At 40.4% G+C, this 12,005-nt stretch carries 10 protein-coding genes; 9 read left to right on the top strand and 1 reads right to left on the bottom strand.

The genetic code is table 11. The annotated features are described in order from the left end of the window. The first annotated feature begins 3 nt into the window (after positions 1-3). The 7 genes from AC1TO5_RS09850 (at position 4) to abnB (ending at position 9,274) form a co-directional block, all read left to right on the top strand. Entirely contained in the window at positions 4-870 is an 867-nt protein-coding gene (locus tag AC1TO5_RS09850) for a carbohydrate ABC transporter permease (RefSeq protein ID WP_482062636.1), read from the top strand. A 140-nt stretch (positions 871-1,010) separates the two neighbouring features. Then, positions 1,011-2,492, top strand: coding sequence for a hypothetical protein (locus tag AC1TO5_RS09845; RefSeq protein ID WP_482062635.1), 1,482 nt, complete (start codon positions 1,011-1,013; stop codon positions 2,490-2,492). Further along, on the top strand, positions 2,489-3,103 hold the full coding sequence (locus AC1TO5_RS09840; RefSeq protein WP_482062634.1) for a YIP1 family protein: 615 nt from the start codon (positions 2,489-2,491) through the stop codon (positions 3,101-3,103). Before AC1TO5_RS09845 ends, AC1TO5_RS09840 begins: the two co-directional genes overlap by 4 nt. A 13-nt stretch (positions 3,104-3,116) precedes the next feature. Next, on the top strand, positions 3,117-5,540 hold the full coding sequence (locus AC1TO5_RS09835) for a DUF5696 domain-containing protein (protein ID WP_482062633.1): 2,424 nt from the start codon (positions 3,117-3,119) through the stop codon (positions 5,538-5,540). 10 nt (positions 5,541-5,550) lie between these two features. Further along, positions 5,551-6,420, top strand: coding sequence for a carbohydrate ABC transporter permease (locus AC1TO5_RS09830; RefSeq protein WP_482062632.1), 870 nt, complete (start codon positions 5,551-5,553; stop codon positions 6,418-6,420). Positions 6,421-6,425: 5 nt separating this feature from the next. Further along, positions 6,426-7,403 (top strand): carbohydrate ABC transporter permease, encoded by a 978-nt coding sequence (locus AC1TO5_RS09825; RefSeq protein WP_482062631.1) that lies wholly within the window; start codon positions 6,426-6,428, stop codon positions 7,401-7,403. Between the two features lie 302 nt (positions 7,404-7,705). After that, on the top strand, positions 7,706-9,274 hold the full coding sequence (gene abnB / locus AC1TO5_RS09820; RefSeq protein ID WP_482062630.1) for an arabinan endo-1,5-alpha-L-arabinosidase AbnB: 1,569 nt from the start codon (positions 7,706-7,708) through the stop codon (positions 9,272-9,274). A 134-nt stretch (positions 9,275-9,408) separates the two neighbouring features. Here abnB and AC1TO5_RS09815 read toward each other — a convergent pair whose 3' ends face one another. Continuing rightward, positions 9,409-9,660 carry a Gfo/Idh/MocA family protein gene (locus AC1TO5_RS09815; RefSeq protein ID WP_482062629.1) on the bottom strand — a complete coding sequence of 84 codons (252 nt, stop codon included), beginning with the start codon at positions 9,658-9,660 and terminating at the stop codon, positions 9,409-9,411. Between the two features lie 280 nt (positions 9,661-9,940). On the opposite strand from AC1TO5_RS09815, the gene AC1TO5_RS09810 reads away from it, so the two are divergent. Further along, on the top strand, positions 9,941-10,576 hold the full coding sequence (locus AC1TO5_RS09810; protein WP_482062628.1) for an FMN-dependent NADH-azoreductase: 636 nt from the start codon (positions 9,941-9,943) through the stop codon (positions 10,574-10,576). A gap of 454 nt (positions 10,577-11,030) precedes the next feature. Beyond that, complete coding sequence (locus AC1TO5_RS09805) at positions 11,031-11,957, top strand: diacylglycerol/lipid kinase family protein (protein WP_482062627.1); 927 nt, start codon at positions 11,031-11,033, stop codon at positions 11,955-11,957. Positions 11,958-12,005: the final 48 nt, after the last annotated feature.

Genomic DNA, 12,005 nt, shown 5'->3' with positions numbered 1-12,005 from the left:
TGAGTGTCTCGCATTCAATCTATGAGCAGAAGAATAGACTGGGGTGGCATAATACTCTATAGCTTCCTTACAGTATTAGGACTTATTATGTTATTGCCATTAGTGTATTTGGCTTCGACGGCTTTGAAGCCAATTAGTGAATTATTCTTATTTCCACCAAGATTTTTTGTAATGAATCCAACGCTAACTAACTTCCGTGATCTATTGTTAGTTACAGGAACGTCTAGTGTTCCATTTATTCGATTCATTCTCAATAGCTTAATTGTTACTGGTGGTATTGTTGGTGGCGGTGTAATTATTTCGGCACTTGCCGCTTATCCACTTGCCAAACATGATATGGTCGGCAAGAAATTTTTCTTTGATATGATTGTAGCTTCCTTGATGTTCTCTCCAATCGTATTGCAAATTCCACAATATTTGATTATGAGCAAATCAGGACTAATGAATACGTATTTTGCACTCATTCTACCGTACTTGGCAGCTCCAATAGGAATGTTCTTAATGGTTCAATTCCTTCGTCAAATTCCGGATGCTTTATTAGAAGCAGCACGTATGGATGGAGCTTCAGAGTTGAAAATCTTCTGGGTAATTGTTATGCCGATGCTGAAGCCAGCGATTTCAACATTTGCATTATTCAGTTTTATCTCTGCATGGAACGATCCATACCCAGCAATGGTGTATACGACAAGTGAAAATATGAAATCATTACCGCTTGCCATTCAAACTATTCAAGGTGGAGCGGGGGTTGTTGCCCGAGTAGGTACGTTTGCAGCAGCGAGTTTCTTAATGATTATACCTACTTTAATTGTTTTTATTACAACACAACGAATGGTATTGCAGACAATGGCGCATTCAGGGTTGAAGGAATAGTTCATGCTTCCGATGTTACTTTTTATTTGCAGGAAGTAACTCAGGGGGGCAATAAAAAGTTTTAGCTTATGCTTCCGATGTTACTTTTTATTTGCAGGAAGTAACTTGGAGAGTCAATAAAAAGTTTTAGGAGGACAGCTATGAAAAGTTGGAAAAGCTTACGAATCATAGTGCTGACGATGCTAGCCATGTCCTTATTGTCTTCGACTGCCAGTGCGTCAACACCTTATGATAGTTATACGATTAATTCACAGGGTAACGATATTCGTTCTATTGCAGGCTTTGTATATGAAGAGTCAATTAATGGACTTGATCTGGAATCTGGAGCATTTGAACGTCCAGAATCATTACACATTACTTCAGATGGTGATATCTATATTGCAGATGCTGGTCATAATCGCGTTGTACAACTTGATAACAAACATCAGTATGTTCGAACGATTGGTGACAAGGAAGGTCCTGGTAAACTAGGCGAACCGAAAGGCGTCTATGTGAAAGAAGACGGTACAATCTATGTTGCTGATACGGCAAATGGACGTATTGTTATTTTTAATAAAGAGGGTCAATTTGAGAAGGAGTTCTTAAAACCAGTAAGTCCACTTATCGGTTCAACATTCTCTTATTCCCCATCTAAAATTATTCTCGATAAACGTGACTATATGTATGTTGTTAGTGATGGTAATACACAAGGGTTAATTCAACTGGATCCGAACGGACAATTCAAAGGGTTTTATGGTGCTAACCATGTTGGGTTCAGTTGGTCAAGAGTATTCCTTCGCTTACTAGCAACAGAGTCTCAACAAGCGAAGCAAGTAACGCTTCGTCCAGCAGAATTTTCAAATCTTGATATTGACGAAGAAGGATTTATGTATACGACAACGATTGGTGAACAGGTGAATCAACTGAAGCGTTTGTCTCCTGTTGGGGTAGATACACTGAATATTGGTATCGAGCGTCAGTATGGAGATTTCTATAGCTCAGGACCATTTTCTATGCCTTCGTTTATCGGTATTTCTGTTGATAAGTCAGGAATTATTACTGCACTAGATCTTCAGACAAGTAAAGTATTCCAATATGATAAGTTGGGAAATTTCTTGTTCGCATTTGGTGGAATAGGTGAACAACGTGGCTTGTTCACGACACCAGCTGATCTTGCTCAAAACAGTAACGGAGATATTTATATAGTCGATCGTGGACGCAATAGTGTCGAAGTGTTCCGTAAAACACCATTCGCCCAGCTTGTTCAACAAGCTTCAACATTGCATGTTGAAGGTAGATATGAAGAAGCGGAAACGATGTGGCAGGAAGTTATTCGTCAGAACAGTAACTTTGAGATGGCTTATCAAGCGATTGGTAAAGCACTTTACAAAGCTGAACGATACAAAGAAGCAATGGAATATTTCGAGCTGGCAAGTGCTAGACATGATTATTCGTTAGCCTTCAAGGAATATCGCAAGGAATTTATTAAAGCGAATTTCACGATTATTGCAATCTTAATCGTTATTTTATTTGTTGCTTTAAGAATATTCATTCCACGACTACTTCGTCTTATATCTCGTAAGGTGAAGGAAAAGTCGCAAGTAAGCGTTACTCGTCATGGGAAGGAAGGTGAGTCGATATGAATCCATTTGTGATGATGCATCGAATCATGTTCAAACCATTTGATTTCTTTGAAGACATCCAAAGTCCAGGAATAATTCGCATTCGCCAAGCGGTAGTTCTCGTTTTCTGCGCTTACCTTGCTAGAATTATTTCTATCTATGCACTTGGCTTCGCTTATGAGACACGTGAAGCTTATCAAATCAATATTTTGCAAGAAGCGATCTGGATAGTTGTTCCTTGGTTAACGTGGTGCGTAGCACATTGGGCAGTAAGTGCCATTCTCGATGGAGAAGGGAAGTTCAAAGAGATTGTCTATGGTAGTGCTTTTGCACTTGTTCCATACATTGTGTTCATCGTTCCTGTTACGCTATTAACTCAACTACTTGCAATAGATGAATCCGGGATGATTAACTTCTTCACTTTCGTCATCTATGCGTGGGTTATCTGGCTATTCATCTTAAAGGTGAAGGTGCTGCATAACTTTGATCTATCTAAAACATTATTTATCGCATTTCTAAGTATAGTGGCAGTATTCATCTTATGGTTTATCTGTGTATTGCTGTTCGGTTTGGCCAATCAATTCCTCAATTTCTTGCTTGATATGGTTAAGGAATTAAGGCTCAGAGGATAGGAGGAGCGTATTAATGAAGCAACGTACCATTCAATGGAAGAAGCCAGTCTCAATATTATTACTTGTTATCATGTTGCTTGGTCAGCAGATTATTCCATCAGCTAGTAGCTTTGCTCCTTCTGTTAATGCAGAGCAGTTAAGTGGCGAGGAAGCTGTTGAACCAGTTGATAATGGAGCTGTAATAGAAGAAGTTACTACGGAAGAGCAGGGAGCAATCGAAGAAACTGCTGAGGATCAAGCTGAAATAGAAGAAGGCATTACGGAGGATCAAGCTACAGCAGTTATTGAGACCGTCAGTGGCACTGTTGCTCCAGTCGTAGATGCAGCAGCAGAGGAACTTTCGAAAGTAACAGCTATTCATGAAGTATTAAGTAATAGTAAGTTCACATTGTACTTGGATGAAAAAACAGGGAATGTCCGTCTAGTCGACAAAGCGACGGGAACTGAGTGGTTGGGCGCTCCACAGACGCCATTGACAATACCGCCTAATAACAAGAAGTATATCGACTCACCGCTGCATCTTCGTTATACCGTCGGCTCGGACATCACATCAACGTATTCCTTGAAGGATGCGACAACGACGACAGCATATACGATACAAGACGATCAGATCATATTAGATATTAATTTTGTTGCTGAGGGAATTGCCTTGCAAATGTATTATTTGCTTAGCGAGCGTGGACTTGTCGTACAAATTCCATTTGAAAGTATTAAGGAGACTGGAACTGCTAGATTAACAAGTCTTGAACCGTTGCCGTTCATGAATGGGGCATTAGAAACGGATGAAGGAGCCATGTTCTTACCGGATGGTTCAGGCTCATTACTTGAATTCCGTACAGCCCACGAGACATATCTTAAAGGATATTCCGAATACATTTACGGAAATGATGCTACGTTCAGATCTCAAACGAATGATATGTTAGCGGATACGTACACTCGTGCGAATACACCACGTGAAAGTATTGCACTTCCAGTGTTCGGCATGTATCGCAATGGCGTAGGTACATTAGCGATCGTATCGGATGGACAATATGAAGCGAAAATTAACGGTACGCCAGCGGGCATTCGTGCCATACCAATGTATCGCAGTTCTGTAGAATTTATGTATCGTAAAAATGATGTTATTTTCATCGGTAATTCTGGGCAAATTCCATATTTCCAAGGTCAAATGATTGCAGGCGATCGTAAAGTAGAGTATGTGCTACTGGAAGATGAGGAAGCTAGTTATGTTGGCTTTGCAAAAGCATATCGTGACTACTTAATCGAGGATCAAGGGCTGACACCAGTTGCTGATCAATCCCCTTCATTATCACTAAAGCTATTTGGTGGTATTGAGCGAGAAGAGATTATTGGAGATACATTTATTAAAATGACGACCTTTGCGCAAGCGGAGCAAATGATAAGTGAGTTGCAGCAAGCAGGGGTAACGAATATTGATGCAACGTATGATGGCTGGACGAAAGGTGGCCTTTATGGCACGCAGCCATCGCATAAAATTGCGAAACAGCTTGGCGGTAAAAAGGGACTAGAATCATTAGTTGAATTTACAAAAGCAGCTAATGTCGATCTTTACCTTCGCGCCAATTATGTGAGACCATTTGAGGCAACAGGTAAATATAGTGAACGTAAAGATGGTATTCGTGGTATGGATCGCGAACTGTTGGAACTAACACTTTATTGGCCAAGTGATCGCTGGTCGCGTGGTAGTTATAGCTTCCACCTTATTAAGCCCGAGCGTGTACTTAATGAGTATGTGAAGGATCAAGTGTCAGATTATGTGAACTATGGCGTTACTGGTGTTCAGATGCAATATATGGGTGAGATGATCTACTCTGATGAAGATAAGGATTCCATTACTGATCGCTCTGTAGCAGTGCAAGCATGGATAGACTCCTTACTTCTAATGAAGGAAGAGGTTGGTTCAACAGCAGTAGATTACGGTAATGCCTATACCTTTGGGCTGATTGATCGGATTGATGACGCACCATTATATTCAAGCGAATATACGTATACCGATACAGCAGTTCCATTCTATCAACTGGTCATCCATGGCCTAGTACCTTACTATGCCAGTCCAATCAATTTACGTGAAGATGCGCAAGTTGATTGGTTGAAAGCTATTGAGTATGGAGCACTTCCTAGTGCAGAACTGACTGGGGAAAAAAGTAGTAATCTGCATCGTACAGCTGAAACTAGATTGTACAGTTCCTATGCACCAGATTGGATCACCGCTATTGCTGATGAATACAAAGATTTGGAGCCATTTTATGATGCTATTGCTGGTGAGCAAATGGTTAATCATGAACAACTACAAAGTCGCGTATTCCGCACAACGTATGCCAATGGTGTTGAAGTGATTGTGAACTACAATTCAGATGCTGTGACAATAGATGGAGCAAACATCGAAGGTATGAACTATACGTGGATTAAGGGGTGAAGGAAATAGCATGAAATTCAAAATGAATATGAGAATGAGACATATATTAGAAGGCTATTCCTTCATCGGCATCTGGATTATCGGGTTTGTGGCATTTATGGCTGTACCACTAGGGCAATCGATCTATTACTCGTTTCAAAAGCTAACGCCAAGTAAAGCTGGACTTGTAGCTGAGAATGTTGGACTGCAACATTTCCGCGCAGCATTTGCAGTAGATGTTGAGTTTCTACCTTTATTACAGGGCACATTTACGGGGATGGTATCACATGTACCACTAGTGTTGATATTTTCGATGGCGAGTGCTTTATTATTAAATCGTCATTTCCGTGGTCGGATGATCTTTCGCGGTATATTCTTCTTGCCAGTAATTATAGCTTCAGGTACGACACTGAAAAAGCTATTGGAGCAGGGAGCTGCCAATCTTCCAATCTTCATGAATTATGATTTGTATCGGATGTTACGACTTTTCATCCCAGGTGATATTTTAGAAAGTCTATTAATGTATGCCGATTCATTGACGATGGTTATGTGGGACGCAGGTGTACAAACGCTAATCTTCCTTGCTGGTTTGCAAACTATTTCTCCATCGCTTTTTGAGGCGGCGAAAATGGATGGGGCAACGAAGTGGGAAAGCTTCTGGAAAATTACATTTCCAATGATTATGCCGATGATTCTAGTTAATACATTGTACACGATGGTAAGCTCATTTACGCGTGCAGATAATGGTGTTATGGACTACATTAATACACGAGTGTTTAGTGATAACAACTATGGATATGCGTCGGCATTAGGGTGGATTTATTTCGTAGTTATCTTCATTATGATTGGTATAGTGTTCTTATTGTTTAGAAAAAGTCTAGCTTCGATGGAAGGCAGGTAATCAAAATGGCGAATGCGCAGTTAACAGATAAAGTGAAAATCAGCGATAAGCTAGATCCTGCTGTAAAGTTTACTACCATCAAGCGCAGTAAAGATATTTTAGGAACGATTCTCTACTATTTTATACTGCTTAGCTTATCTTTTGTATTTTTATACCCGTTGTTATATATGGTCTCCAAGTCACTCATGCAGAGTTGGGATGTAGCAGATGCAACGGTTCGCTGGATTCCACATGAATTCAACCTTCATAACTATAAAGTTGCGTTTACAGCGATGAAGTATTGGCAAGGTTTTTTGAACAGCTCGATCATTTCATTCGGTAGTGCTGCCTTGCAAATTATTTCATGTTCAATGATCGGTTATGGCTTTGCACGTTATCGCTTCCCGTTATATGGATTATGGTTTGTATTGTTAATATTCACATTCCTAGTACCACCACAAACGATTGTTGTACCGCTTTATATGTTCTTCAGTGAGCTTGGTTGGATCAATACGCATCTACCGTTTATTGTACCAGCGGCATTCGGTCATGGACTACAAGGATCGCTGTTTATTCTAATCTTTATCCAATTTTATCGTCAGCTGCCAAAAGTACTTGAGGAAGCGGCCAAAATTGATGGAGCAGGTGCAGCCCGTACGTACTGGCAAATCATGTTCCCATTAGGTAAACCGGCGATGGTCACCGTATTCCTTTTCTCTATCGTATGGCATTGGAATGATAACTTCCAGCCAAGCTTATACTTGAGACTTCCGCCATTCTACAACTTGGCACAGCGGATGAATGGTTTCTATGGTCAAGCAACGATGACTGCAGATCAGATGGGTTCCAGTGTTTCGTCAAGTGCAATTGGGATGGCGCCGACAGTTATGAACCAGATGATGGCTGGCGTAGTATTGTCGATTATTCCAATACTTATTTTATATCTTATCGTGCAGCGTAACTTTGTAGAAAGTGTTGAGCGTGCAGGTATTGCAGGTGAATAGTGCGCTCCGAGAATCAATCGGAGATCGCTCCGAGAACAAATCGCTGTTCGGAGATCGCTCCAAGAACAAATCGCTGTTCCAATCGCCGTTGGCCTCGGATTTATTGTAATAAGGGATAGCGGTATAAATCCGAGGACAAAAACGACCGCATACCACTAGCGATTGGTTCTCTCCGCTGTGACTAGGTAGAAAAAAGCGATTAGTTCACTCCGCTATGACTAGGTAGAAAAAAAGTGATTAGTTCTCTCCGCTAGAGCGTAGGGAAGGGATTAGTTAAAGATATGAAAGTTTTAGGAGGAGCTATGAACAAAACGTTAGTTTCCGCTGTAAGTGTACTTGCGGCTGTTATGATGATGACTGCTTGTAGTAAAGATAGTCCGGAGAATATTAATAAAGAACCTGTTACTGAGCAGGTAGTTAACGATAATAATGAGAAAAATCAAGTAGATGAAGAGACTACTGAAGATCAACTCGCTGAAACTGCACCTGTCGATGCTACTGTAGAAAAGGGTGGCCCTATGTTTGCGAATGCATCCGTACATGATCCGTCCGTATTATTTGCAGATGGTACTTTCTATGTATACGGCTCACATCTTGGTTCTGCAAAAAGTACTGATCTTATGAATTGGACGCTGATTGGTACTGGAGTAACAGATGGGAATCCGTTAATTCCGAACGTGAAGGAAGAGATGGCTGAAGCGCTTGAATGGGGGCAGACGGATACATTTTGGGCTGGCGATGTCATCCAATTAGCAGACGGTAAATATTACTTCTATTATAGTGTATGTAAAGGTGATTCACCGCGCGCTGCTATCGGTCTTGCTGTATCAGATTCGCCTGAAGGTCCGTTCACCAACCTTGGTATGTTTTTGAAATCTGGTATGTGGGGTCAGAAGAGTGAGGATGGAACGATCTATGATGCTACGGTTCATCCCAATGCGATAGATCCAGCGGTATTCTTCGACAAAGATAATTTACTATGGATGGTATATGGCTCGTACAGTGGTGGTATCTTTATAATGCAGCTTGACCCATCAACGGGATTACCGTTGCCAGATCAAGGCTATGGTAAAAAGTTGCTTGGGAAAAATCATGTACGTATAGAAGGTCCGTATATTCAATATAGCCCAGAAACAGATTACTATTATATGTTTTTATCCTATGGTGGATTAGATGCAGTTGGCGGATACAATCTGCGTGTGGCACGTTCCAAAACACCAGATGGACCGTATCTTGATTCTGATGGCAAAGATTTAATTGATGCTCAAGGTCCAGCCGGTTCTTTCTTTGACGATCGTGCAATTGAACCATATGGTGTGAAAATGGTAGGGAATTTCATGTTCCGTCGTGAACTCGGAGAAACTGGTGGTGGAATTGGTGCTGGTTATATCTCACCAGGACATAACTCTACCTATTATGATGAGAACAGTAAAAAGTATTTCAACATATTCCATACACGTTTCCCTTATCAAGGTGAGCAGCATGAAATCCGTGTTCATCAAATGTTCTTGAACGAAGATGGTTGGTTTGTTATGGCTCCGCATCGTTATTCAGGCGAAACGATTGGAACGTATACGCAAGAGGACGTTACTGGAGCATTTAAGTTAATTAATCATGGACGTGATATTACTGCTGAAGTGAAGGAATCTGTTGTTGTGGAATTAACGGCAGATGGTAATATTACTGGCGCCGTTACTGGTAGCTGGAAATTAAGTGGTGAGCATAACGTTGATCTTACCATTAATAATGTAGTATATCGTGGTGTTTTCTTACGTCAATACGACGAATTAACGAAGCAAGAGGTAATGACGTTCAGCGTGTTATCACTTGAAGGTGTATCTCTGTGGGGCTCGGCGGTAACTAAGAAGTAATCATTATTATTCCATTTAACGATTATCATATAGAAGAAACGCCTAACCTTAGTAGTAGCAAGGGGTAGGCGTTTTTTGTTGTATGAATCAGCAGGCTGCATATCAAATATAATCAAGTACCTTCTTATAACTTTTTACAACCGAACTTCTCGTCCGCTCTCCGCCGACTCGTAGATCGCCGACAAAATCTTGATCATGTCGACACCTTGGTCTGGGGTGAAGATTGGCTTCTCGCAGAACACATGCTTTCCATTTTGCAGGGCTGCAATCGCGATTTCCGAATGGTAGAGGTTTGGCAAACTGATCCCGACGATCTCAATCGACGGATCGGCAATTAGTTCGCGATAATCGTCATATACCTTCGCTCCAGGGAAATCCTTAGCCACTTCACGGCGTTAGAGATCACTTTGCGAACTTGTGGATTATAGTAAGTTGGATATCTTTCGTTTTCGAAAACCTTATATCTCGTCAAGCACTGATTATGGTAAAGCAAAAAGTGATTATTTGAGTACTGCATAAACGACCTTGGGAAATTTTTTGCTTAAATGTTCATAATTCCATACTATATTTTGTATAGTTGCTATTTATTTTATCGGTAATATAGGTTATGATGTAAAAGTATCTTATATAGAGAAATAATTTCAAAGAGATAAAGGAGAATGAGAAATGAAAAAAGTATTAATCGTAAAAGCAAATAACCGTCCAGCATCTGAAGGTGTTTCAAGCAAGATGTATGAAACATTTGTAGCAAATCTTAAAGGTGTAGAGGTATCAACATTTGATGTATTCGCTGAAGATATGCCATATTTCGGTCAAGAATTCTTTGACGCTTTTGGTAATGCACAAGCTGGTACATTAACGACTGAAGACCAACGTCTTCTTGCTGCAAAACAAAAAGCAATGGATGCTCTCACAGCTGCTGATGTAGTAGTATTCGCATTCCCACTATGGAACCTAACAATTCCAGCGGCACTTCAAACATTTATTGACTACACTTACCAAGCTGGTTATTCATTCAAATACAACGAACAAGGTCAACTTGTTCCACTATTGACTGACAAAAAAGCTATCTTCCTAAATGCTCGTGGTGGAATTTATTCTTCTCCAGAAGCGGCTCCTATGGAGATGTCTGTTAATTATATGCGTAACGTTATTGGCGGAGTTTACGGTTGTGAAGTTATTGATGAAGTAATTATCGAAGGTCATGCTTCTGCTCCAGCACAAGCAGAAGCGATTGTTGCGGCTGGTCTTGAGCAGGTTAAGGCGGCAGCAGAAAAACTTTCTGTTGCAGTAAATGCTTAAGAGGAAATTCAAACAGTGGGCTTTGATAACGATGAGTGGCTAACGTAGCTTAGTCGACATCGCATCTGAAACGAACTTGGAAAGTACGGTTCGCGTGTACCAATAACGTACACTTGCGCTTCCGTCTTTCTCAAGTAGCGCTTCACATGCTCGATTCTGAAAGCCCGCTTTTTGAACCTTCATTGTAAGAGGAAATTCAAAAAGCAGGCTTTGATAACGAAGAGCATCTATTCACAAGCAATGTGCTTGTTGAACTAGATGCTCTTTTTTTGTTGGGAAATCTGTCTACAATACGTAATCATTTATGCTGCCGCCCAATGTTTCGTTGTTCTCGGTAGCAAATAACTATAGACAAAATGCGACATTTCTTTGTAAGCTTAACTATAAGCGGAAGTTCATAAAGCTCGATTTTTGAACTGACACTATAAGAATGCTTCCGAAGGAGAAATACGAAGTGAAAGTTATTTTTATCGTCAATGAACAAGCAGGCGGTGGTAAAGGCGCGCTTGTTTGGAAGAAAATTAAGTCGCAGCTCACGATTCCTTATATCGTTCATATATCTGATTATTCTGGTCATGTTGTTCATCTAGCTAAGCAATATACGCTAGAAAAGGAAGAATCTATTCTATTATTAGCAGTTGGTGGCGATGGAACGATTCACGAGGTCATTGAAGGATCTGCTGGCAATGATCATATTCAAATAGGAGCAATGAAAGCTGGTTCAGGCAATGATTTTGCACGGGGATACTATATATTTGAAAAAGTTTCTGATGTAGAGAATTATTACTACCATCACAACTCAGAGCTCAAAGCGATGGATCTTGGTCAGATTACATTAGAAGATCAATCATCACATAGCTTTGTCAACAATTCAGGCATTGGTTTTGATGCTTTTATTACTACGACTTTGAACCAATCCCGATTAAAGCGTTGGCTCAATTATGTGAAGCTAGGCCGACTATCCTATATGATTCTCACAATTTGGGCGTTGTTTACTTTCAAACGATTCAATGCAGTTATTCATAGTGGAGAGCAAACGCATCGTTTCCGTAATGTTTGGTTTATCTCGATCTGTAATGGGCCTTACTTTGGCGGAGGAATGAAGATTTCACCTTCTTCTAGAAGTGATGATCAGCAATTAGAATTGACGGTTGTACATGATTTATCGAGAATAAAGCTATTACTAGTATTTATGAGCGTATTTTGGGGGAAGCATGTGAAGTTTCGTGAAGTGGAAATGTTACAATCCGATCAGTTTTCACTGCAGGTTGACGCACCTACAGTCAGTCATGTTGATGGAGAATTTCTTGGGCTTGTATCTGCAGAAAAGACGATTACTTGCCAATTGGATCCACGTAAATGGTATTTGGCTAAATGCTAATACAATAAGATATGCTACTAATTACTGATTGTTTATCAATAAAACACG

This window comes from Paenibacillus sp. Y930 (assembly GCF_056786375.1).
This window is presented reverse-complemented; position numbering and strand designations above follow the sequence as displayed.